The 22,817-nt window shown below is 35.6% G+C and carries 20 protein-coding genes; 16 read left to right on the top strand and 4 right to left on the bottom strand.

The features are described 5' to 3' along the window. Window position 1 precedes the first annotated feature (1 nt). The 8 genes from FI644_RS04680 (at window position 2) to FI644_RS04655 (ending at window position 3,593) form a co-directional block, all read left to right on the top strand. Complete coding sequence (locus FI644_RS04680) at window positions 2-316, top strand: hypothetical protein (protein ID WP_142108093.1); 315 nt, start codon at window positions 2-4, stop codon at window positions 314-316. A 21-nt stretch (window positions 317-337) separates the two neighbouring features. Then, window positions 338-493: a hypothetical protein gene (locus FI644_RS26245; protein WP_181758178.1), complete on the top strand. Its 156-nt coding sequence runs from the start codon at window positions 338-340 to the stop codon at window positions 491-493. A gap of 73 nt (window positions 494-566) precedes the next feature. Then, the gene (locus FI644_RS04675) at window positions 567-1,451 is read left to right on the top strand and encodes a phage tail protein (RefSeq protein ID WP_053478952.1); all 885 of its coding nucleotides are present in this window, start codon (window positions 567-569) and stop codon (window positions 1,449-1,451) included. Between the two features lie 13 nt (window positions 1,452-1,464). Then, the gene (locus FI644_RS04670; protein WP_053478951.1) at window positions 1,465-1,749 is read left to right on the top strand and encodes a hypothetical protein; all 285 of its coding nucleotides are present in this window, start codon (window positions 1,465-1,467) and stop codon (window positions 1,747-1,749) included. A 15-nt stretch (window positions 1,750-1,764) separates the two neighbouring features. Beyond that, window positions 1,765-1,911, top strand: a complete 147-nt coding sequence (locus FI644_RS26240; protein WP_181758177.1) for a hypothetical protein — start codon at window positions 1,765-1,767, stop codon at window positions 1,909-1,911. 398 nt (window positions 1,912-2,309) lie between these two features. Beyond that, window positions 2,310-2,564, top strand: a complete 255-nt coding sequence (locus FI644_RS04665) for a hemolysin XhlA family protein (RefSeq protein WP_056682727.1) — start codon at window positions 2,310-2,312, stop codon at window positions 2,562-2,564. Window positions 2,565-2,578: 14 nt separating this feature from the next. After that, window positions 2,579-2,818 carry a phage holin gene (locus FI644_RS04660; protein ID WP_056682730.1) on the top strand — a complete coding sequence of 80 codons (240 nt, stop codon included), beginning with the start codon at window positions 2,579-2,581 and terminating at the stop codon, window positions 2,816-2,818. 85 nt (window positions 2,819-2,903) lie between these two features. Continuing rightward, on the top strand, window positions 2,904-3,593 hold the full coding sequence (locus tag FI644_RS04655; RefSeq protein ID WP_142108092.1) for an N-acetylmuramoyl-L-alanine amidase family protein: 690 nt from the start codon (window positions 2,904-2,906) through the stop codon (window positions 3,591-3,593). Window positions 3,594-3,832: 239 nt separating this feature from the next. Here FI644_RS04655 and FI644_RS04650 read toward each other — a convergent pair whose 3' ends face one another. From FI644_RS04650 to FI644_RS04640, 3 genes are all read right to left on the bottom strand, one after another. After that, window positions 3,833-4,069 (bottom strand): hypothetical protein, encoded by a 237-nt coding sequence (locus FI644_RS04650; RefSeq protein ID WP_056682736.1) that lies wholly within the window; start codon window positions 4,067-4,069, stop codon window positions 3,833-3,835. A gap of 140 nt (window positions 4,070-4,209) precedes the next feature. Further along, a complete protein-coding gene (locus FI644_RS04645) occupies window positions 4,210-5,457 on the bottom strand; it encodes a YvbJ-related protein (RefSeq protein WP_142108091.1) in 1,248 nt (415 codons plus the stop codon). Window positions 5,458-5,470: 13 nt separating this feature from the next. Beyond that, the gene (locus tag FI644_RS04640) at window positions 5,471-6,406 is read right to left on the bottom strand and encodes a hypothetical protein (protein ID WP_142108090.1); all 936 of its coding nucleotides are present in this window, start codon (window positions 6,404-6,406) and stop codon (window positions 5,471-5,473) included. Window positions 6,407-6,754: 348 nt separating this feature from the next. Here FI644_RS04640 and FI644_RS04635 point away from each other — a divergent pair, with 348 nt between their 5' ends. Genes FI644_RS04635 through FI644_RS04605 form a run of 7 tightly spaced genes read left to right on the top strand, consistent with a single transcriptional unit; the run spans window position 6,755 to window position 20,211 of the window. Next, entirely contained in the window at window positions 6,755-8,527 is a 1,773-nt protein-coding gene (locus tag FI644_RS04635) for a vWA domain-containing protein (protein WP_246067028.1), read from the top strand. 12 nt (window positions 8,528-8,539) lie between these two features. Then, complete coding sequence (locus FI644_RS04630; RefSeq protein WP_142108089.1) at window positions 8,540-11,929, top strand: tubulin-like doman-containing protein; 3,390 nt, start codon at window positions 8,540-8,542, stop codon at window positions 11,927-11,929. A gap of 22 nt (window positions 11,930-11,951) precedes the next feature. Next, window positions 11,952-14,267: a hypothetical protein gene (locus FI644_RS04625; RefSeq protein ID WP_142108088.1), complete on the top strand. Its 2,316-nt coding sequence runs from the start codon at window positions 11,952-11,954 to the stop codon at window positions 14,265-14,267. A gap of 17 nt (window positions 14,268-14,284) precedes the next feature. Further along, on the top strand, window positions 14,285-15,565 hold the full coding sequence (locus FI644_RS04620; protein ID WP_053478940.1) for a vWA domain-containing protein: 1,281 nt from the start codon (window positions 14,285-14,287) through the stop codon (window positions 15,563-15,565). Window positions 15,566-15,577: 12 nt separating this feature from the next. Then, complete coding sequence (locus FI644_RS04615) at window positions 15,578-16,213, top strand: hypothetical protein (RefSeq protein ID WP_053478939.1); 636 nt, start codon at window positions 15,578-15,580, stop codon at window positions 16,211-16,213. Window positions 16,214-16,224: 11 nt separating this feature from the next. After that, a complete protein-coding gene (locus FI644_RS04610) occupies window positions 16,225-17,481 on the top strand; it encodes a TRAFAC clade GTPase domain-containing protein (RefSeq protein ID WP_053478938.1) in 1,257 nt (418 codons plus the stop codon). Between the two features lie 3 nt (window positions 17,482-17,484). After that, the gene (locus FI644_RS04605; RefSeq protein WP_142108087.1) at window positions 17,485-20,211 is read left to right on the top strand and encodes a GAP1-N2 domain-containing protein; all 2,727 of its coding nucleotides are present in this window, start codon (window positions 17,485-17,487) and stop codon (window positions 20,209-20,211) included. 456 nt (window positions 20,212-20,667) lie between these two features. On the opposite strand, the gene FI644_RS04600 is transcribed toward FI644_RS04605, so the two are convergent. After that, entirely contained in the window at window positions 20,668-21,810 is a 1,143-nt protein-coding gene (locus tag FI644_RS04600; protein ID WP_056682746.1) for a LuxR C-terminal-related transcriptional regulator, read from the bottom strand. A 242-nt stretch (window positions 21,811-22,052) separates the two neighbouring features. On the opposite strand from FI644_RS04600, the gene FI644_RS04595 reads away from it, so the two are divergent. Next, the gene (locus tag FI644_RS04595; protein ID WP_053478935.1) at window positions 22,053-22,796 is read left to right on the top strand and encodes an SDR family NAD(P)-dependent oxidoreductase; all 744 of its coding nucleotides are present in this window, start codon (window positions 22,053-22,055) and stop codon (window positions 22,794-22,796) included. Window positions 22,797-22,817: the final 21 nt, after the last annotated feature.

Here is a 22,817-nt window from a genome sequence, read left to right as displayed (position 1 = left end):
AATGCATACGATGTATATTATCACTAGCGCTAGTAACGTAATTCTAGCTGTTACTATGACAGCAACACGTAATATCTACGGAAACATTGAAACTTCTGACGGTATTGTCGGTGTCCTAAATGCTAACATTCTCAAAGTTGAAACTGTGCCCGAAGGTGTAGCACCGTTTACGTATTGCTATACACCTGAAAAAGGTTTTTATCCATATGTAGAACCACCAGAGCCAGTTCCAGAGCAAAGCGAAAATGAGTTGTTGATGAGCTACGTGATTGATGTAGATTATCGCGTCACAATGATTGAACTTGGCTTAGTATAATAAAAAATGGAGGAATGAAAAATGAATTTAACTTACAAAGCTTGTAAATTACAAATCGAGAAAAAGTCTTATATTGATAAAGAGGATATGCAGCAAAAACTGGATATTTTTTTAATTGGCAATCGTGTCACGCAAGATGAATATGCGGAGTTAACAAACCTATTAACAGTAGCTTGATAAACTCTTGGATGAAAATGTGTATTAACTCAATGCGAATTGAGGAGTTTTTTAAGGAAAGGAGCAAATACTCATGGCTACAATTAAAAGACAAAGAGCAGATGGTAGTTGGGAATATATTCAAATTACTGGAGAGGATGTAAATACTTTAAAAAATGACGTTGTAGCGCATTTGGCGAAAAAGTCTACATTGTTAAAGGAAGGTCATGTACAGTTGTCGAGTGCTACCGATAGTATGGATGAAACGAAGGCCGCGACACCAAAAGCGGTCAAGGCAGCTATGGATAAAGCCAATCAGGCTTTTATGTCAGCCAATAATGGAAAGTTATTAGTCCGTGACGCTATTATTGGCAAAAGTTCAACCGTTGCGGGTGGTGACAATCCAACCTTTCAACAGCTTGCTGATGGAGTGAATGGGATAACTGGAAAATTGTATATTCAATCCATAACACTTACTGAAGCTGAATTATGGACAGCCATTGATAAATTTGAAAATTATTATATATTTAGTGGACAAATTTTGGACAAGTACGGGAATCTTATTCGTACCGTTCCATATGACACTCAATGGAGGTACGGTCTAACCCAAGATGGATATATAGATGGTTGGACGTATGATAATATGAGTAATGCTTTATACAACCTTAAAGATATTAATGGAACCTTTCTTAGAGGTATTCCATTAGGGGGCATTGACCAGTATGCTTTGTACCGAAAAGAGGGTCATGTCGTTTGTAGAAATAATAATCAACGCGTAACATGGATAATGGATTTAAATGGTACGGTATTAAGAAGAATGGACGTCTCCACGATTTATTTCCTAAACAAGAATAATAATTTTGTTTTATCTTATGATATGGATAAACACGCCACAGTTATCAATACTGATTTAACTGAACGTAATTTCATGTATGTACAAGGTTTGACTCGAATGTTATTTGACTTCACATCTGCATAAAGGAGGAATTAATTTGAATCTAATAAAAGTTCATAATCTTGTCCAGTCTAATCACGAATGTGATTATAAAGGACTTGATCTAACAAAAATTGTGGGAGGTACACAGCTTTATCCAAACAATGAAAATGCCGCCTATCTCATGTATAATGCCGAGATTCCTTCACACGCTGAACTGGAAATCATTACTCAATTAGTCTATGATTCCGTACAGGAATATATCAGACTATCAAAACCACCTAGCATTGAGGAACGACTTGATGATGCGGAAGCAGCTTTGAACGTTCTGTTAGGATTATAAGTAGGAGGGAAGTAGATGAATACAAATCCATTATACGGATTCATACTTAACCAATGGGTATTAGGAAAAAACGAAGAGTATGTAAACAATGCACTAGCAAAAAGCTATATAACAGAATCAGAAAGAGATGCTATTCTAATAACTCCACAAATGAAAAAATAGGGCTTCACAAAATCAATGCTCTAAATTAAACACTCTATTAGAAACATCTTTATAAACACTTGGATGATTATGCGCACTAACGAATCCAATATAATTATTAATGAGCTATATACTTTTATTTTGCTACAATTTCTGATGTAGAAGATTACTCTATAAGTAGTTAGACTGCTTTTTAGAACAGGGTAGAATAAATTTTTGTTAACAAGCCCCTAAGTAATTTTAAGAAGAAATAAAAATAAACATACTTGCATAATACTAGCGCAAATTTATTCTTCAAGGTAGTTTATTCTAGCTATAGCAAAAGGCAATACTGTATTTTTCTATCAGAATAAGAACGCAGTATTAAAGTTTATACTCCAATCTAGGCTCTTTTTTATTTAATCGAAAGGAGGCACCAAATGAATGAACTAAACCTAGTCCAAAAAGATATCGTTACACTCAAAACCTCCGTCGAAGACATGAAACAGGATATTCGCCAGCTTCAGGATAAAACACTAATTCATGATCGGGATATTCGTGAGATCCAGATGGATTTAAAGGATATAAAAGAGGATACAAAATGGCTACGGCGCGCGATCACCAACGCATTTATTGTTGGCTTGATTGGAGGAGCAGTGGCTATTTTTTATGCAGCCATAAATTTTAAACTGTAAGAGGCGATTAGATAATGAAAAAAGATATTGCTACATTGATCGGGGGCTTTTTGACAGCCCTTTTTTTCTTCTTTGGAACGATTGGGATTTCGTTTGAATGGTTTACGCAGGACAGTATTAATGCTTTTGTTGTTTTGATTTCTGCAGCTATTGCTTTTGGGATCAATTTATATGCTGTTTATAAAAATACGTATGCCTTAACAAAGAAAGCAAAGCTTCAGAAAGAAATTCTTGAGCGGCACAATCTTAAATAAACAGCTTTATTAAAAACAATGTCTGTAAGTGGTTTATTTTGTACAAGCTTTATGATTTTTAAATAAAAATATGAGGTGATTAATAATGGCAAAAATATTTATCGATCCAGGTCATGGGGGAACAGATTCAGGTGCAGTTGGAAATGGTCTTCAGGAAAAGAACATTACACTGCAGATTTCTACAAGAATTAGAGATATTCTTTTAAATGAATATGACAACGTATCCATTAGAATGAGCCGTACAGGTGATCAAACCGTTTCTTTATCGGAACGAACGAATGTAGCAAATGCTTGGGGAGCAGATTTTTTATTGTCTGTGCATATTAATGCTGGCGGGGGAACAGGTTATGAAGACTATGTTTATCCGGGTGTAGGAACACCAACTACTACCTATCAGAACAATATTCATTCAGAAGTCATGAAGCTTGTTAATTTTTCTGACCGCGGCAAAAAGACTGCGAATTTCCATATGCTCCGTGAATCTAATATGCCAGCAATTTTAACGGAAAATGGATTTATCGATAACGCCAATGATGCAGCTAAATTAAAGACAAGCTCTTTTATCGAAAGCATTGCGCGTGGTCATGTAAATGGGATTGCGAAAAGCTTTAATCTTCCTAAGAAAGCAACAGCTGTTTACCATATTGTTGTACAAGGCGATACGGTATATTCTTTAGCTCAAAAATATGGCAGCACGATTCAACAGATTAAAGATTGGAATGGACTTGATGCTAACTATACCATTTATGTTGGGCAAAGACTTCGGGTGAAATAAACTAAGAAGTACTTCTCAAAGAGTTTCCGTGATCCTTTTCATTGTTTAGTTAGTTTGTCCTACTGCTCAGTGGTAAAAGAAAAACAAATGAACATATGGAACCGCCGACACGGTTCCATATGTTTGTTGGAGTACGAAGGAGAAACCCCTCGTACTCCTTATCAGTGTTATATCTTGTGGCATTGGAAGAGTAATCAAAGTTTAGACGATCTGATTTTTATGAATGAAAAGTGCACCAATTAAAACTTTTCATTCACCTCCCATGATTCAACCATTTGATAAGCTGTTTGCGGATTATATCCTTTTCCAATCAAATAGGCGATGGCTGCTACTTCAGTCATTGCATGAGAATATGATGTAAATGCTGCTTCTTTTAAACCATACTCAACAAATGGTGTAACGACATTTAATGTTTCGCTCTTTAAATCCCTATAGGGCATATAAACAGGGTAATAAGGTGATGGAATATAATACATATGTCAAGCCTCATCCTTCCTCAAATATTCTTCGAACCTGTTGTATCATATGAACCGTATAGATATTCGTTTTTGTCCTTTTGAAAATTCTGCCTTTTTTATACGATGACTTTTGGGACAAGGAACCTGTCCCCCTGTCCCTAATATGCAAATTCATAAATTCTGGTATTTGAGTAATTGAAATGGACAAGTTCCTTGCGTTCGCTTAGCTTCCAGCCATCATTCGTATGGATTAGCTTGTAATACCATGGATTGGCGGTTTCTTTCATTTCGTAAATTTCTCCTTCAGCATAGGAAGCTGAATTCATTGTTAAAACAACATTTAGCTCAACACTTTCTTCTTCATCATCCATACTATAATTAAAACTATCTAAGTCGAATTCAGTGTATAAAAGTTCTCCGGTGAAAATTGTCTGATTAGACCTGATCTCCTCAAATCGTTCATCAAAGAAATTCAATAGTTCAGGTGTAATATGAACAAAATAGGAAGAATCTAACTGATTATAGGCAGACATCCATCCGATCGCGTACTCATTGACCACGGCCATTATTTCTTCCTGGAAGGCAGGGTCTTTTGCTTTTTCCGCTTCCATTGCTTTCTTTAGTTCTTCTTCTTTCCTTTTGCGTTCTTCCTCTAAAGCAGCCATTTTTAATTCATGAGCCTTTTCAATCTTCTTGAGCGTTTCTTTAAGCCAAAAGGCCTCTAAGCCAATTTTATGATAGGAAGAAATTTGGCGATTAATTGTTTTTTTAAGCTGATTGTAACGGAGTGATTTCTCTAAAAACGAATATTTCCTTTCATCATAATTAATAAAATGACTCGTTAGTTCTTCTGTTTTTTTATCTGCACTCCCATAAACCTCATTTGGCAATTCTCCTAAAATAGCAATGAAATATTCATTCTCAAACATCTCATTATTTACATTCGCATCCATTTGCTTATATAAGTTCTTTTTCGTATTTGAAAGCAGGGTATCAAATTCATTTTGTACATTGAAGTGTTGATCGTAATCTAAAAATATAGGATCATTTAGTTTCTTTTCTTTTAGATCAAGGTAGCTTTTATACGTTTTGATAAGACCAGAATAATTTTCATTTCTGTATAAGGAATCTGCCTTTTCTAATAGAGCGGAAACTTCTTTATTGTTATTTGAAAGCATAGTATAAGTTGATTGGATTTCATTCTCTTTGTAAAGGATGGAACGATTGTTCATGGCATTTTTATAATATGATTCAGACTTAACGTATTGCTGTGACATATAAAAATGCTCTGCCTTTTTGGTGACAGTTAATTTTTCAAAACCAAGATAAGCCTTGTAACTAAGAAGTCCTAACGAAATGATAAACAGAAGAAATAATCCGTTTCTAATTCTTAGAGTATTTTTCATTACGTTGTCCTTCCTAGTGGAGGGCCATTACAAATGGATCCCCATTAAATTTTGTGTGCAATATATGATGTACCCGTTTCTTTGATTCTTCTATTTCGTAAGAATTGATCGAATCCAGAAGCTTACATAAGCGAATGATTCGCTCCTTAGGCATATCATCGACATATTTCATAATAAACTCTTCATAGAGTAAAAAGTATTGTTTCATTCTTAAGGCAGCACCCGCTACGATGATAAAGATCTCATTAGAAAAATGTTCTTGTATTTCCCTTTCATAAGTAACGACATAATCTAATACCTTCTTATTGACGAGCTGCCGCTGGACTTTTGCTGCATTACCTAAGTACGTAATAAATTCCTTACTATACATAGCTGGAACAACTGTATCCATTTCTAATTGCATATCTTTTCGAATGATAAAAGTATTTAAGCATGTTAATTTTAGTTTTTTAGTGTCATCATCATTCGAAAATAAACCGATGATTCTTAAAATCTCATAGGCTTCAAGGTAGGCGTTATCTTGCATTTTATTTTCAGCAAATGTTTTGTTGACATAAATCCCTTTCTTAATTTTTTCTCTATCGGCAGTGACTTGGTCCATGAGGAGATGATTTTTTTCAGAGCTGCGGATTAGCAGTTTAAAAATACTGTAGAGGATAATCGCTACAGCACCAATTATGCCAATGATTGCTATTGAAATAGGATTAAAGGTAAAGAGAACAGCAATAAATAAGAGAAACAATAATAGGAAAACATCACTCTGAAATTTAAGCCGGTATTTTTTGGAGATAAATTGATCCATTGAAAGATAGCCCTTTGCTTGTGAGCAGTGACTGCAATGTTCCATACGCAGCAGGGTGTATCCGCCGCAACTTTTGCATAGATATAATTGGTTTGTCAATTTCTCATTAAGAGTAAAATGGCTAAATTTGACTGGAGTTTTGCTCATGTGATAAGTTCCCTCCCTGCTTATTGTTTATATATTCATAAATTACCTCATCAACCTTTTCCTGTTTTATAATCGTAGTTTTGTATTTGTATAGCTGAAACGATTTCCATAGAAAACTAAAAATAAAGATAAGTAAAGGCAAATAGTATGGAATCAAAGCTCCTCCTCCTTAATGGATGTAAAATCCTTCTATATTAACAAAAATATTCAAAACTTTACAATATACGATAATTTAATTATATTTAAAATAGGGCGATTTTTCTATAAATAAAGGGTTAGTTTACAATATATGGCTGTTTTTCGGGTGAATATGAGAGGATTGCTTATTTTTTTAAGGGGGATGTTTCTGTGAAGGTGCATAAGTATGCGGCTTTTTTCTTATTATGCCTATTATTATTAAATTCACTTATTCTAACTGATTCTGCTGCTGCGAATATATCCACAGATGCTCAAAAGATGGATGCTGTATTAGTGGTAGATGTCAGTAATTCTATGAAGGACAGTGACAAAAACAAAATCAGCAATGAGGCAATGAAGATGTTCATTGACATGCTTTCAAAAAATGGGGATAAGGTCGGAATGGTCGCCTATACAGACCAAATTATTCGGGAAAAAGCCTTAATGAAGATTGGATCAGATGCTGATAAAACTGATTTTAAGAAATACATAGATACATTATCCCTTGGCGCTTATACAGATATTGCCGTTGGTGTTAGTGAAGCTGTTAAAATCCTTGATGCCGGCAAGGAAGCTGACCATACACCTTTAATCATTTTATTAACAGATGGCAATAACTATTTAAATCCAAATTCGGATAGAACAGAGGAGCTGTCTGGCAAGGATCTGGATGAAGCGATTAGGAAATCAAAGTCAGAAGGATATCCTATCTACACAATTGGTTTAAATGCGGACGGAACCTTAAATAAAACGATATTAGAAAAGCTGTCTGGAGAAACAGGCGGGAAATTTTTTACTACTACAACGGCAGATGACCTTCCAAGAATATTGAGTGAGATATTTGCAAACCATCTCAAGTTAAAAGTAATACCTATTACAAATTTAACAGGAAATGGCCAATTTCAAGACGTGAATATCGATATTCCAAACAACAGTGTAATGGAAGCAAACATCTCAATTACTTCTGGGAATCCGATTGAAGCAAAGTTATTTTCTCCAGATGGTAAGGAAATAGAAATCCCATCCGACGATGTTTACTATTCTAAGTCAAAGGCTTATTCATTAATTAAATTAATTAAACCAGCTTCTGGGAACTGGAAGGTTCAAGTGAAAGGCGTACAAAAGGACAAAATTGATATCAATATGGTTTTTAATTATGATTTAGGGCTTCGTCTAGTAGATCCTGCGAAAAAGAACTACAAAAAGGGTGACGTTATTGCTATTCAGTCTTTTCTTGAATCAAATGGACAGAAGGTGGATAGTCCAGAACTATATCAATCAATGGGTGCGAAACTGGTTGTTAACGAGATCGCATCGAATACGATAAGCGAGCTTACTCTTACTAATGATGGAAAAAGCTTTCATGGAGAATTTACCATTCCAGAGGATAAAAAATATGAATTAAAAGTTGTAGCTGAAGATAATAGTTTTTACCGTGAAACAGATCCGATTATCATCGATGCCAGTGTAATGGCTGCTGCTTCTGCTGCACCTGAAAAAATGGAAAATAAAAAGGATTTCCCATGGTTATTGTACGTAATGATGGGAATAGGCTTAATCTTCTTAGCAGCGCTTGCATTCTATATTCTTTCTTTTATAAAAAAAGCAAATAAAGGGTTTATCGGCCAGATTGTTGTTGAAATCCGAGATGAAGATACAGGAGAGAAAACAACACCACAATATCGAAAGTTGAATACATTCAAAGGGAAGATTAAACTCCACCAGCTTCTTCAGCTTGCACCAGAATACATTGAAACGGAATCTATCATTCTTGTGCCAGGCAAAAATGACACACTCACTCTTTTTAATAAAGGGGAAGTAATCATTGAGAAAGCTGGCCGGGCAGTAGATGCTTCAAAAGGAATAACGATTAAGAAGAATGATAGGCTGAAAGCTAAACTGAGCAAGGTGAATAAATCGATTTCTCTTGATTATCTCATATAGGGGGTATACGGCATGAAAGCAACAGTTAGAGAGCATATCCAGCAGTTAGACGTATCATTAGGCGGTGGAATCGTAAGTGAAAAAATCCGTGTGGATACAATCGATAATCCAATGCTTGTTATTGGCCTTGGCGGGACAGGGATAGATGCTCTTCTCCGTTTAAAATACCAGGTGAATAGAAGGTTTAAGCTTCCGGCTGATCCAATCTCCAAAAAGAAGAAGGAAAAGCCAAATAATATTGAGTATCTTGCTTTTGAAACAAATGAACAGGATCGGTTTAAAAAATACAAAGGAATTGGGCTAGACCCTGTAACAGAATTTGTCCTGCTCTCAAATCCCGAAATTGGAAGTCTATTGCAAAATCGGAGCACACTTCCTTCGTATATTACAGATTGGCTTTCACCAGAGCTGTTGATTACAGATGGAATTAGTGGAGCATCTGGCATAAGACAGGCAGGGAGATTGTTATTATTCACGAAAATTAATCAAGTAGTGCAAACAATCGAAAAGAAAATAAAGGTATTATCTGAAGGGACAAATAAACGGATGTCCGTGTTCATCTTAACGGGTATCTCTGGGGGTACAGGTTCTGGATGCTTCCTAGATATTTCCTATATTATTCGCGGCATTATGGAGAAGGAACACGGCTCAGCAGGTGTTGATAAAGTGAGTATTCTCGGGTACTTATTTACACCAGATGTCAATTTATCTAATAAAAGCTTAAATACGCACACAAGTGAATACATCAAGAAAAATGGGTTTGCAGCTTTAAAAGAGCTTGATTATTGGATGAATGTGGATGAGCGGAATGAGCGCTTTAAACAGCAGTATGGAAATATTCTGGCTGTTAACTCACCAATGCCGCCATATAATCTGTGTCATCTCATTTCTGCGACGAATCTCGACGGAAAACTGCTGGAAAATGCATATGACTACACAATGAATGTAACAGCTGAAAATATTACAAACTTTATGGCAAATGAAGATAAGCAGTCGGGAGAAGAATTTGCCATTCACGATTATATCAGCAATATTGGCACGAATATCAAGCAGATGCATAAAGCATATGCAGCAAACTATTCCTATAACATTCTTGGGGCATCATCTGCAATTTTGCCTGTTGAAGAAATGACTACCTATTTAGCATTTAAAGTATTTAAAAAGATGGAAAAAATGTTTCCTGCTGCACCTACTCAAGAGGAAGTTGAAACGTTTGCGAATAGGATGGGTCTTGATATTGATTCCGTACATAGAAAGTTCAATTCGCTTGTTCCTGAACCGATTCCGGGCTATGAAAACAGCGACCGCTTAAACTTTAATAATGTGATTAAACAGCAAACAATCAGTTTAGATCAAGAACTTGATCAAGGGTATCTTTCAAAGGCAAGGGAAAACTATATTAAGTTGAAAAAGCAATATCCTGCAGAGCTGCTTGAAAATTTTAAGGAACAAATTAAACGTTTATTTTTAAATCCAGAGCAGGGTCCATTTTTTGTTTCCCGCTTAATTTTCACAGCTAAAGGAAATAGTTTATTAAATTTAATAAAGTCCTATATTGAATTTTTGCAAGAACAGGTATATCGAAAACCAATGGAAATAAACGATATGGCCCAGCATGGAGCAGAAAGACTTGCCGATGCAAAAAGTGCGCTATTCTCAAAGGATAAAAAGAAAAACGCCTACATATCGACTAAAATTGATGAATATCACCTTCGTGCAGATAAAGAGTGCATGGAGCATATGATTGATTTTTATCAGGATGTCCACACGATGATTAATGAAGAAAATAATAAAATGTACGCTGTTGTAACGGAGATATTAAATACATTAAATGCGATTTTTGAAAAAAATGGGGATATCTTAATTCGTGGCGAAGAAACTCAGGATGGGATTGGGAACAAAACCTATTATTGGAATGTAGTAAGTATTCCTGACATGGCTGAAAAAATAACCGAAATTATGGAAACAAAAGATGGAAATGATATGATTGCAGATTTTACAAAAGATCTGCTAGATCAATCAAATCGTTGGGTAAAAGAACAGGATTTAGATATTGTCAGTTCGATTTCTGAATTCCTCTCTGAAAAGTTTGGTGATTTAATTACGAAATCGATGGAAGATTTTCTCGTGATGAAATACGGAGAAGAAGAATCGATTGAACATATTATCGAACGAAAAATTGCAAAATTGCTTAATGATGAAGCTGTTCCTGTTTTTCATTTAAACAACAGTGTAGGGAATCTTGTGTTTCCTTCTTGGGGGTTTGTCTCGGTCCCTCATAAAGCACCAAATATTTTAAAGGGAATAAAGGATTTCCAGAGAACATCAGTAAGTGGTGCTCGCTTCACAGTCAAGGAAAGTGAGGTAAAGAACCGGATTTTCTGGTTGAACACGAAAAATGGTATACCATTATTTGTCTATACACCTCTTACTAGTTATGAACAAAGCTATGAACGCACGATATTCGAACAAGAAGGGGTAGGCCGCCACCTTTCTCAATCGGAAAAAGATAATTGGGCATACCTTCCATCGCCTATTCCAGAAATGTCATGGGGAGACATTTATGAAAATGCTAGACTTAAAGATTACAACCGCCGTATAAGAGAATTATTTGCTAAAGCAATAGAATTCGGTGTAATCAAGGATAAGGGCGAATATGCCAATACAAATAATAAATTTGAAGTCATTCTTTCTGGAGAATTTAATCTTTCGGAAATTCTAAACCGTTACCAAATGGAACATCATTCAGATAAACCTAATTTAGGTGAAGTGAAAAAGTGTATCGGTGAACTTCGCAGGCTTTTAACAGAGCAGCTTCCTGTTGTTTCCAAGAGAGATATTTTTGGCAGCAGTAATAAAAATTTGGCGATTGAAAATTTTATTCGTACACCAAACCTCATCCATTATGTTAAAGAAGAAGTTCTAAAATATGAATCGATTCAGGAAGTATTGTATGAACTCGAAGCTTCACTTAAATCGTTTCAGGATGAAGCTGTGAATATCGAGAAGTTTATTGAAGTTTTATATACAGGCACCATTACGAAAAAAGGTGCTGTTTATGTCTATGATCACGATGTAGAAGAAGAGAGCTGGGAGCCTTTCCTTAACTTAACGAAGGTCAATAAGTTTATTGAATTTGAGCTTTACCAAGTCTACCGTTCGCTAAATGAAAAGCGCAAAGTGATTATTGATAAGAAAGCGGATCGAAGAAATACGAATTTGTCGATGAGTGATGATACCGGGGTATTAACAAGTAGATTAGAAGCATTAAGTGATGCAGCCTTCGAAGCTAAATCGACATTAGAATATGATCGAAAAGAATTCGTCAACGGAGAAGAATTGTATACATTTTATAAACAAATTCTTGAAAAGGTAAATAGTCTAATTAAGGTGATTAGATAAACCTTTAAGGGGCCAAAATGGAATGCAAAAGTTATTAGAAAAAATCATCGAAGATTATATTCTAAAGGCTGAAAACAGCCATCTTGGTAAAGAGGGGAGACGGCTGATCAGTAATCCAATCATTTACCTATTTATTGGTGATCAGTCTCTGCCTGCTCTAAAGGCTGTCTATGAACTAAATCAAAAAAAGTGGGCTAACCATGACGGAATTTTGTATTTTCACGTCTATTTGAAAGAAACATGGACAGAAGCAAATGTTATTTCATTTAAAGCTTCTGAAAATGATGCAACAGGAAAAAGAAGTAGGCCTTCATTATATGAAGCCTTTTATCAAGATGAGCAAAAGCTGGTTGATTATAACCAGCTTTTGCGCCAATTAAATGTCCGTTTTGCAGAACTAGGGAATAAATTTGCTTCCTTTCAAAAGATTAATATCTCTGTTATTACTGAGATAAATGATCCACTTACAGTTATTTTATCTGAGTTAACTATTTTACTTGAACACTCCTTAAGGGATTTATTCACGATGACCTACCTAGATGCTTTCTGTTTACTGGAAGAAAGAACAGCAGACGAAGGCACCTCGGTGCTAGGCTTGAGTTTTCTTCGGGAATTAAAGAATATGCAAGAACAGCAATATTCCTTTTCAAAAGAGATTCTTGTTACTAAAGATAGGATTCGAATCCCTGTTACTAGAAAGGGACCACTATTTGACCTTGTGTATCTGCTAAGTGATAAAGACGAACGTGGGATGTTTACAGAAAATAGCATAGGTAAGAATGCAGAAATTATTTCTGCGATTAACCTAATTAAAAATAAAAAGGTAAATGAAAATGAACATTTTCCCGGAAATGAAATGTACAACAATGTCCATTTCTCGAAAAATATTCAAAATGATGAACGGATACCTGCATTTGTTACTGCTGGATTTTCAAAAGTCTGCCGTCCAAATGAAGCGATTGTTATTAATGTCCTATATTATTTTTATACATATTTAAAAGCTGTTATCGGTGATCGTGCCAGTAATATAGAGCATCAAAAAGTAATTGAATTACTTGAATTAGATAACGCCTCTATTCATAATAGAGTCTCTTCTTTTTTTCCTCCTATGGAAATAATAGAAGAGATGCTTGGTTTAATGCCTTCTGATTATATGTATCATCAGTTGGAAAATCAAACCTTAAGAGAAGCAGAAGAATTATTGTTTGGGAACTCAGCTAAAGTGTTTTTTCAAGAAAATCTGCTGAACCCATTTTCTGAAAATATGAAGAGATACTATTCAAAACGACCGCTAAAAAAGCTGCTTCAAAAGCGAGTGGAAGAAAACTCTACTTATGGAGCTTATTGCGCTTTTCGATGGACGGATGAACCATTTGTCCAATATCTGCTCCGGCTTCGTTCTGAGTATGCCCATCAATTTGAGTTATTTGAAGAAGAGTTAAACGCTATTTACAGTGAATACGGAGGTCAGCAGAATTTCCGAAAAACACCTTTTTCCAAGAAGCGGACAACAAGGAATTTCATCTCTCATTTACTTAATAGAATCTACCAGCTTAAGTGTAAAAGTGTACTAGTAAACGCAAAGCTTGAGCTGGTCAATTACTATATTTTGATTCTAGAAGAATGTCATGAAGAGTATAAAGGACAAATTGAAGTTCTAAATAGCTTGGAAACAAATTTGTACCGCATGAAGGCTGAAGTGACTTCAGGTTATCAAAATAAGATTAACCAAAATATTCCTGAGTATTATGAGAGGATGGTTAAATCCATTCTTCAAGATTTAGAGGAAAGACGCTCAACAGAATTTTACTTTGAAGAAAAGAATTTGGCAAACTATTCCCTCCTTCTTAACCAGGGGCAGTTTGCGAATCGAGTAACAGAAATGTGCCAAAGGCTCATATTCGAATCAGGAAAGCTAGATCAAACGTTCGAACAGGAAATATTAGCAAGGGGAAATGTAATGGTTGATTATGGTGATCCGCAGGTTATGACAAAGGAAGAGCTATTTAATGAACTATACCAGCTGCTAGAAAAGGATTCCGCATGCCATATTCATTTATTAGAGTATACACAGAAACATAAGTATGAAGAGAAGTATTACCTTGGTGATTTTCAGAGCAGCTTTATTCAATATGTTTTAGGAATAGACAAGGATAATCGCCCTTACCGCCTCGGCTGTATACATGAGAATAGAGCAAGCGGGATTGAAAAGCTGAGTTTAATGGGTGGGTTTGCTATCGAGGACTTGAGATTTTATCAAAACACGATTCGATATTATGAAAAGTATCAAGAAAGTGGATATGAGTTCCACCCTGAACCGAATTCCATATCAACTTGATTGAAAGGGGTCACTTGATGAAGGTAAGGAATTTTAATTTTCTTCTCTTTATTTTAACGGCTATTGGAGGAGTAATTGGTGCATTTACTGGAGAGGCTTTACTTTCCGAATATAAAGGGGAGCTTCCTAATAGCATTTTAGTAGGGCTATATTTCGGTCAGTTAGGACTATGGATTGGCTTACTGGCATTCATTGCAGAAAAATTGAATCCTAGATTAAATGGTTTACGCTGGGCTTCATCCTATGCGTCTTTTTCATTGAAATTGCTTGTCCCAGTTATGGTGATTCTCCCATTTATTGCAGGCTGCCTGTTTCAATTTATCTATGAATTAGATGCATTGGATACGAAGTCTCCTGAAGATATTATTCTAATCGTGGATATTTCTGAAAGTATGCTAGAAACGGATCCGGAAAATAAAACAATTGCTGCTGTTAAAGAGTTTTTAATGAAAGTAGATGGGAATCAGAGAAGTGCACTTTTAGTCTTTAATGATCAAACAAAGATGCTTCAATCATTTACTTTTTTGAAAAATAATAATGAGAAAAAACAGGCTGGAGATGAATTTGAAAGCTCAATCCGTTTTCAAGGCGGAACAGATATCGGACTCGCTCTTTCTGATGCAATGGAATATCTTAACCGTGTAAATGATGACAGACTGACAATGGCTGTTCTTTTATCAGATGGGTTTAGTGAAATGAATGTCTCTCGTTCTGTAAAACCATACCAAGATAAACAGATTGTCATTAACACAGTTGGCTTAAGCCAGAAACAAAATGAAGGTGCAGATCTATTAAGTGATATTTCGGAACGAACAGGGGGGGCTTATTATAGCGTCGATGATGCGAGTAAGCTTTCCAGCGCTTTTCAGGATATCCAAAAGGATACACAAGATAGGCTCTTAATTGGTGAACGTCAAGGTTCTGCCCAATACATGCTTCTATATAAATTCCTTAGAATCCTATTTATTTCTTTAATTGGAGGGGGATTAGGTTTAGCGCTCGGGATGATGTTTGATAACCGTTTCTTAGCACAAAGCTTTGCTATTGGCGGTTTAACAGCAGGAATAATTGCGGGTTTGATTTTAGAATGGGGATTCGGAAGTCTTTTCTTAAAGGGATTTTATATTAGGCTTTGGAGTGATATCATCCTTGCAGTTATAGTAAGTTTGTTCTCAGCTGTCGTCCCGTATAGAATGTACAATGCTGAAAATGGAACGAACAGGACGAATGTTAGTTTGTATAACCGAAAAACATTTGCTGAATCTGATAAGAAAAATACAAGCAAAACTTTTTATTAAGGAGTTTTAAACATGAATTGGAGTTATGCAGAGTCCAATCAGTGGATTAAAGATCCAAAGATAAGAATGCAAGATCATGCCGTCATCCTTTCTTGGCAATGGCCAAAGAATATAGAATTTGTTTATATTTGTAAATCAGCAGAAGAGGAGGGGCTTTCCTTTGGTGAGGAAAGCTCTATTCCTATGAAGCTCTATACAAGAGAAGAATATAAATCAAATGCTGGTTACAAGGATACTGTTGACTCTATAGGGAAAATTGTTTATAAAATCTACCCGGCCATTCATGAAGATGGGAATATAGTTATTCTTAATCAGGATAATCAGCACAATGAAATAACCATTAAAGCACAGAAAGCGAAGATTTATTATTCGATAAAGTATAAAAAGGGATGGTTCAGCCCCAAAAAGACGGTGAAAATCACCATTAAATCTGAAATATTCATACCAAAAGAAACCTTATGCTACGTCAAAAAAAAGGATAGTCATCCTACAAGTACAATCGATGGGTCCATTTATCATTTTGTAAATGACTTTCAGCCAGGTCAAACCTCTCTGCCGGAAATTCAAGTAAATAAGGATGACTATATTCGTCTCTTTTTTACTGATGGAAAACAGTATGGTGATTTATATGAACTCATTCCAGAATAGGAGGATGTATGATGATCAGCATGTTTAAGAACTTGTTTAAGAAAGAAGAAGTCAAAGTAAAGCCGCCATTTTATGATATCGTCTGTCCTTATTGCTTCGAAAAATATCAGCCAGAAGATGTAGTATTCCGGGCTGCGCATCATCTGGAAGATGATGAAAATTATGCACTTCAGGAAGATGAAGAGCTGAATAAATATCGGGCAAAATTTGGGATGGACTCTGTACCAGAGATGGAAGCGGTGCTCCATCCAAAATACATTCATGATGATGATAAAATGTATGCCGACGGTGTACTCGTTGCCATTACAGATTCACATGGGATAGTTACGAGAAAGCGCCTTTGCCCTAGCTGCCATAATGAACTGCCTATTAATGCTGGTAAGGTGCCAAGCAATATTATTTCGATTGTAGGAGCATCCTCGGTAGGTAAATCAGTATACATGACTTCCTTAATTCATACCCTTCAAAATACGACTGCTTATAATTTTAATGCAGCCTGTATGCCATTAAATGCAGATGTCAGCCGTAAATTCAAAGAAAAATATGAAGATCCAATTTTTGAAAATGGCAGAATGCTGCAATCTACGAGATTAGAGCTGCAGGAGCCCTATATTTTTCAATTAATCTTTAAAAATGAAAAGCAGGCACCGCTCACTTTAGTCTTTTTTGATGTTCCAGGTGAAGGAATGGTTGATCAGGATTTTCTATCTATCTTTGCCTCCCATATTAAAAATTCAGCAGGGATTTTATTCCTTGTTGATCCATTGCAGATTAAGTCGATCCGGGAACGAATGCTCATTCATTTAGACAATCGTGGAGATTTATCTGAGCGATATGCTGAGCCACGAGATGTGATTCTAAATTTGTTTGAGAATTTTATTGGTCATCAGGATAAAGGAAAAACGGCTATTCCGACAGCTGTTATTATTACAAAGAGTGATTTATTAACCACACTTGCTGAAGAAGATGGTGCCTATATTCAGCCGAACAGTAATTTGTTTAATAACTATGTACATACAGGCGCGTTAAATTTAATAGAGTTTGAGAATATTAATGGAGAAGTTAGAAGGCTTATCGAGAAGATTGATCGCCCATTTAAAGATGCTTTAGATGTTTACTTCACAAACACAGCCTTTTTTGCTGTATCAGCACTAGGTACGAATCCAGTAAATAAGGAAATATCTGGAGTAGTAAATCCGATTCGTGTCGATGAACCAGTCATATGGCTATTGAACCAGCTAGGCTATATTGAAGGAAAGGAATACTAGGTGATGGTACAAATTCAGCAGCATATGTACACAAGGGAGAGGGAAGGAATCTTTACGACCACTCCTGGATACGATACGATTGCTAAATCGAAAGGGCTCGAAAACAATTTTATTAAAAAGGTGATTCACCCTCTCAGTTCTTATTATCCTCCTAAAGAACTTTTAAATAGCGGGGAAAGAGATGAAGGAAAGTATCCAAAATCAAAGCTTATTATGGTTACTGAAACAGGGGAATTGATTTTTGGACAAAGTGTATATAAAGAATCGGACTATACAGGAGAGAGGGAAACCTTCTTTTCCCATAATATGATTGTCCCTAAAGAAAGAGCAAAGGAGTATCTTTATTCCGCCGATACAGTTTTTGGGAGTCTTCCTTTCCGTACAGGCTATGAACTTACAAACGGGAGCCAGTTGGAAGAGTTAGATCATTTGCCTTTTGTAAATGGGGATTTCAAACCATTGAAGGCTGTTTTGAACGATAGTCATATTTCGTCTGATCAATTTATGCAGTTGGTATTTGCGCTGCTTTCTTCATTAACAACGAAGAAAAAAGTGTATGTGTCCTTACCTAGAGATATCATTTCGGCAACTGAATCTGCTTTTGATTTAACTTATTATTTATTCCAATGTATTCCACATGAACTAAGGAAATATTTTGGGTTTATTTCCTATGCTGCCGAACCCCAAAGTAAAAAGAATATTAACCTCATGTTTGTTGAAAAGGGAAGCATTCGTCCAAATGACAGTTTAATAAGCAAGGACTACGTTTTTGACTTTGCTTTTAATCATTTTATCAATGCGAACGAAAATATAAATCGTCATCCTTTCATTGAGTTTGTATATAGAAATTTACAGCAAACTCCTTCAAAGCTAGCAGATTTTTATACGTTTGCGAAAACATCATTATGTGATCATAAAAGCCCTTCACTCCAGTCTTATAATGATTTAGTCGCCTTTTATTCTATTAAAGAAGGAACCTATAACCATTTAAACAATAAGCAGTCATCCCTATATAAAAGTTTTCGTTCATTTTTAACGAGTGATAATATCACGCAAAAAACAGAGTTATATCATGTTTTAGTGAATCTAGTAAATGATGATGCTGCAAAAATCTCTAGGAATGCATTGCCTGAAGACGAAACAATCGTCGAGATTTTACAGCTAGCCTCCTTATTTGCTCAAAAAGATCTTGGTAAAATCAATCAGTATTTAATTTTGGCATTATACTATGGAGCAAATGATTCAAATTATTTAAATCAAGTTTATAAACATATAAAGGGATACCCTCTGCTATTTAAAAATGTGAATGCTGCCATCTTGAAAAACCAAAAATTAGTGCCAGTTATACTAGAAGCTTATGTGAAAATGCGATTGAATCGCATGGCAACATTAAAAGAGGTAACAGGAGAAATTAAATTTTGGCTGGATCAGCATCCAGAGGTATTTGATAACCAAGTAATTAATGGTCTGTCTAAAGAAAGGCTTGTCTTAGTTTTTCAAAAGGAAAGCAATCAATTAAGAGCCTTTCAAGAGGTGCAGAAACATTTAAGTGGAACCAGAAGTCTAGCAGATAGAATTCAGTGGTTTAAAAAGAATATGATAACTGATCTGTCTTTAGAAGTGATGGGCAGCTTAAAGATGGAATTACTAAGTCCAGAGGAATTTGACCAAGCTGCTGTCATAGTCAATAATATCCCAAGGGAATTTATGAATGCTGAGATTAAGCAAAAGATCGAACTTATTAATATAGTTCATGACATTATGGAGAAAAGGTATCTCTCTAATCCAGAACGTTATTTTCAGTACTCCCATTTCGACAAACTTCAAGCAATCGTTATAAAGTTAATACCAACGAGCCATTTAGAAGAGCAAACGGAAAGGATTGCTTTATGTTTTTATAACAAAGGCCACAGAAAAGATACTATCTATCACTATGATGAAATGTTTTCATTTGTAGATTCAAATGGCGGCATGGAAGAAATGAGAGTCTTTTTACAGCGTTTTATCAGAATGTGGGGAGGTTTCCAGGTAAGTGATCCTGCTTTCAAAAATTCTGTCCAGCGTTATTTGAACACGCATGCAAAGGTGATTTTTGGTGATAAAAGAGTCGAAAAAAGATGGGAAGCTATTCATCCAATAATCAAAAAGGCAATGGAGGAGGTTAAATTTCAGCAGCTTAGCGCTTTAGGTAAATATATTTATAAAAACAAAAAAACGGTGATATCCAGTTTGATCATTTTGATCAGCTTGGTCATTCTTGGAGGAACAGGCGGACTTGTCTATAAGCAGATAATGGATGAAAAGGCAGCGGAGGCTCTTGCTATTCAAAAGAAAAAGGAAGAAGCAGAGAAGAAAAGAGCAGCAGAAGAAAGAGTAAAAGCCGAGCGTGCAGAAGCAGAACGAGCAGCTAAAACCATGACACTTCAGGCAACTGGGATGACATACAAGGATGTTAATAATGATGGGGAAATTTCTAATTCAGATGAATTAATTATAGTGATTTCAAATGAAATAGACATGACAAAACTCCCTACTCTTGAGCAATTGGATATAAATTATAAGGAAGAGAAAATAGAAATCAACAATGTATCGGAAGCAGATATAGTAGTAGAACCAAATGCAGCAAGTGTGAATGTAAAGATTACTGATAACAATGTAGCTTATATCCTTCCAATAGCAGAGAAGGTAATTAGTGAGGCAAACGAACAGAATGAATCATCGGAAATATGAGTGTATCTAATGAGCTTTTATAAACGATTGCTATTGAGAAAAATCAATTAGAGGCACGATGAAGAAACTCCTCTAAAGTTGCCTTTTTCCCATCAGTGCTATATTCTGTGGCTTTTTCACGCACTTGCTCTTTTATAGTAGGAATATTCGTTGCCGATGCATCTTTAACTGAGGTCAGCTTCGCGATTTCCGTTCCGTTCCGTTTCGTGTAATAATAATAACCTCTTGTGCCGCATGCATTAAGTACTTACCAAAATTATTTTGTATTCTGTTGAGTTAATAATCATATCGACACCCTCCACGAATTAGCTAAAATAGCTATTTTAGTTAATCTGATTTTATGAACGTTTAATATGAATGTCAAATTGAAAGGATAACATACGGAAGAGCCAGACTTAAACAGAGTCTGGCTCTTTTTGTTGCTTTTTCATCCTCAGGAGGAGTGTGCAGAATGATTTATTCGATCAGGCCGAGACGGAATGCGGAGGCGACGACTTGAGTGCGGTTTTTGGCATTTAGTTTTGTCATAAGGCTGCTAATATAGTCTCTGACGGTATGTTCACTCAAATGCAGTAATTCTCCCATTTTTTTGTTGTCATATCCTTCGGTAAGCAGGTCTAGGATCATTGTTTCTCGTTCAGTCAATCGAATCTCTGCTACTCTGCTTACCTCATCGTTATTTCTTGCAAGGTATAGTCCAATCCGTTTTCCGGCTTGTTCGAGTAAGACTAACTCTTCTTTCGAACAATCAAATTCTTCCCCTAACTGATCAAATGTTAGCCAGCCTAATAATTGCTGCTGATTAAATACGGGAACAAAAATAACGGAAGAGAGATTGAACAGTTTGATATGTTCCTCACTTACAAAATTATGAGGATTTTTTAGAAATATAGGTCCCCTAGTATTAAAAAAGGTATTCTGTTTATTAAGCTGCCCTCTCATACTCTGAACCTTTGTTAGTTCAGATCCAATGACCCCATAAAACTGATTGGACCAAGGAATATATGCGTAAAATACACATCTTCTATAGTGGAGGATATCCTCGCATTTTTTTAGAATATGTGCAAGGTTATTAACACCTGAAGTACTGATTAAGATCTGGTTTAATTGATCTAGCAAATATAGTCTTCTAAGTTCCTCGTTTTCCTCTGCATTTCTAGAAACAGGACTCTCTGTTTCAGAATCCATCCATTTGTTATAGCTATAGAGAAGGTGAGAAAAAATGGATAATAAAAACAATAAAATGGGAATGTTGCGGCTATGTTGTTTTAAATTCGCCATTAATGTAAGGATCGATTTTTCAAAAAATAAGTGAAAAAAATGGAATATCCGTGTATCCAATATAGTTATTTGTGATTGCAGCCAAGTATCTAAATGCTCCTTGTAATGATTGCTGATCTCTTCAATATCTGGATGAGACAAAAAATGTATAAATGAGTCTAATAGTGTACCAACTTTTATCCGCTCTTCTTCAGTTATAGCAGGATCAAGATTTATATATATCGTAATATTTTCTCTAATTTGCTTGCTATGACTTTTAATAAAGATAATGAATTGTTCAAAATCTATTTCTTCATATGCATTGGATTGAGGCTTCATACGAATTCATTCTCCTTAAAACAATTTAACCCTATGAATGAAGGATCATCCTCTACGTATTATACAGCATGATGTAGGATAGTAATTCATACAAGGAGTAGTAAAATTGAATTATAACAAATAGTTAATCTTTTCAAAACAATAAACAGTATTTGCACGTTGTAAACAAAAAAAGCTTAACTAAATATGTATTTAGCAAGCATGGATGGAACAAATATGATATGAAGGAATAGGTGATTAATATGAGATTGGATAACAAGGTAGCTATTATTACAGGCGGAGCAAGTGGAATCGGAGAGGCAACGGTTCGTTTATTTGCTGAAGAAGGGGCAAAAGTAGTCATTGCCGATTTTTCTGACCGTGGACAAGCGATTTCAGAAGAACTAAATGCAAATGGGTATGATACATTTTTTGTAAAAACAGATGTAACTAAGGAAGACGAAGTAAAACATATGATTTCTGCAGCTGTAGACAAATACGGAAAGCTTGATATTATGTATGCGAATGCAGGGATTGCCAATGATGCAATTGCTCATGAGCTATCTTATGAGCAGTGGAAGAGAACAATTGACATTAATCTGTCAGGTGTATTTCTTTCTGATAAATACGCGATTGAACAAATGCTTAAACAAGGGACAGGCGGTGCGATTGTTAACGCTGGATCTATCCATAGTCATGTGAGCTTACCAAATGTAACTGCCTATTCAGCTGCAAAGGGCGGGGTAAAGCTTTTAACGCAGAATTTGAGTGCAGCTTATTCAAAGCATGGGATTCGAGTGAATGCTGTTTGTCCAGGCTATATTGATACACCGTTAATCAGCGAGGTGGATCCTAAAGTGAAAGAATATCTTGCTTCCCTGCATCCAATTGGCAGACTAGGCAGACCAGAAGAAATTGCCAAAGCCGTATTGTTCTTAGCTAGTGATGATGCCTCATTCGTAACTGGTGCTAGCTTACTAGTTGACGGTGGATATACGGTGCAATAACATTTTGACGGGAAAAGAATG

This window comes from Cytobacillus solani, assembly GCF_006704205.1.
GTDB classification, from domain to species: Bacteria; Bacillota; Bacilli; order Bacillales; family Cytobacillaceae; genus Cytobacillus; species Cytobacillus solani.
Note: the sequence above shows the minus strand (reverse complement) of the source record. Positions and strands in the feature narration are given on the sequence as shown.

Coding starts and splice junctions, on each gene's coding strand:
- FI644_RS04680 (WP_142108093.1), top strand. CDS start 2: ATGCATACGATGTATATTATCACTAGCGCTAGTAACGTAATTCTAGCT.
- FI644_RS26245 (WP_181758178.1), top strand. CDS start 338: ATGAATTTAACTTACAAAGCTTGTAAATTACAAATCGAGAAAAAGTCT.
- FI644_RS04675 (WP_053478952.1), top strand. CDS start 567: ATGGCTACAATTAAAAGACAAAGAGCAGATGGTAGTTGGGAATATATT.
- FI644_RS26240 (WP_181758177.1), top strand. CDS start 1,765: ATGAATACAAATCCATTATACGGATTCATACTTAACCAATGGGTATTA.
- FI644_RS04665 (WP_056682727.1), top strand. CDS start 2,310: ATGAATGAACTAAACCTAGTCCAAAAAGATATCGTTACACTCAAAACC.
- FI644_RS04660 (WP_056682730.1), top strand. CDS start 2,579: ATGAAAAAAGATATTGCTACATTGATCGGGGGCTTTTTGACAGCCCTT.
- FI644_RS04655 (WP_142108092.1), top strand. CDS start 2,904: ATGGCAAAAATATTTATCGATCCAGGTCATGGGGGAACAGATTCAGGT.
- FI644_RS04650 (WP_056682736.1), bottom strand. CDS start 4,069: ATGTATTATATTCCATCACCTTATTACCCTGTTTATATGCCCTATAGG.
- FI644_RS04645 (WP_142108091.1), bottom strand. CDS start 5,457: ATGAAAAATACTCTAAGAATTAGAAACGGATTATTTCTTCTGTTTATC.
- FI644_RS04640 (WP_142108090.1), bottom strand. CDS start 6,406: ATGAGCAAAACTCCAGTCAAATTTAGCCATTTTACTCTTAATGAGAAA.
- FI644_RS04630 (WP_142108089.1), top strand. CDS start 8,540: ATGAAAGCAACAGTTAGAGAGCATATCCAGCAGTTAGACGTATCATTA.
- FI644_RS04625 (WP_142108088.1), top strand. CDS start 11,952: ATGCAAAAGTTATTAGAAAAAATCATCGAAGATTATATTCTAAAGGCT.
- FI644_RS04620 (WP_053478940.1), top strand. CDS start 14,285: ATGAAGGTAAGGAATTTTAATTTTCTTCTCTTTATTTTAACGGCTATT.
- FI644_RS04615 (WP_053478939.1), top strand. CDS start 15,578: ATGAATTGGAGTTATGCAGAGTCCAATCAGTGGATTAAAGATCCAAAG.
- FI644_RS04610 (WP_053478938.1), top strand. CDS start 16,225: ATGATCAGCATGTTTAAGAACTTGTTTAAGAAAGAAGAAGTCAAAGTA.
- FI644_RS04605 (WP_142108087.1), top strand. CDS start 17,485: ATGGTACAAATTCAGCAGCATATGTACACAAGGGAGAGGGAAGGAATC.
- FI644_RS04600 (WP_056682746.1), bottom strand. CDS start 21,810: ATGAAGCCTCAATCCAATGCATATGAAGAAATAGATTTTGAACAATTC.
- FI644_RS04595 (WP_053478935.1), top strand. CDS start 22,053: ATGAGATTGGATAACAAGGTAGCTATTATTACAGGCGGAGCAAGTGGA.